Raw genomic sequence first — 837 nt, 5'->3', positions numbered from 1 at the left:
CACATCCATCAACTTAAGGGATATTTTCAAACAAAATGTGGTTTTTTCATGTAATTTTTTATTATCTTTTGTAGTTTTTATAAAAGTAGGCATATCAAATAAACCCTGACGGGTTTCAATTTTTTACTATGCTACCTGATGATTAGAAGTGGTATACTCATAAACAACACCCAAAATATCAAAGACTGTCTTTTTCTCGTATCGATGAGATTTTCGTCCGTTGTGCTGTAGGAGGTTAAACAGACGAAGGAGAACCTTTGATAATTCTTGGGTGTTTTTGTGTAATGCTTGGTAAAAAAGTGAAAAATAATCCTTAATTATATACATCGCTTTATATTCACTTAGTTCTTTCTGTTTCTTACGTAATAGGAGTTCTCGCATTTTAAACATAGTAGAAGAACATAATAGAATACTAATGAGTTGCCCATAAAGATGACATTCTAATCGCTCTTGTTTAATAGATTTACAACGATGAATTTGAAACCAAGATTTCCATATTTTAAATAACAGCTCAATTTGCCAACGTAATGAATATAAGTCATAGATTTTCTCTTTTGGTACCCATTCCGTAGGAATGTTTGTCATATATACCGTGATACCTTGTAAAAGCTTCGTGCGCTCTGTATATGTAATCCCTTTTTTCTTTTCACGAATAGCTCGGTCACGTAAGCGTTTCTGTTTTTGCTCCTCGGTACACCTATAAACTACAATACGAGTAGGCAGTTTGTCTTTAGTCCCTACATATACATCGTGTAATTCATAAACTTGGCCAGGTTGTAGTTGTTTCATAATGTCTTCCAAATGAATTTGTATATATACTGGTTTCAATTGAGGGGG

The 837-nt window shown here is 33.2% G+C and carries 1 protein-coding gene; it reads right to left on the bottom strand.

What is annotated here, in order from left to right; translation table 11 throughout:
• Positions 1-126: 126 nt before the first annotated feature.
• On the bottom strand, positions 127-837 hold a 711-nt coding region (locus tag ACTFSL_RS31075), incomplete at its 5' end, for an IS4 family transposase (protein ID WP_440042967.1).

Origin of the sequence: Bacillus cereus group sp. MYBK108-1 (genome assembly GCF_051917185.1) — a bacterium.
In the GTDB taxonomy this organism is placed as follows: domain Bacteria; phylum Bacillota; class Bacilli; order Bacillales; family Bacillaceae_G; genus Bacillus_A; species Bacillus_A cereus.
The sequence above is the reverse complement of the archived record's forward strand: the minus strand, read 5'-3'. Positions and strand labels throughout refer to the sequence as shown.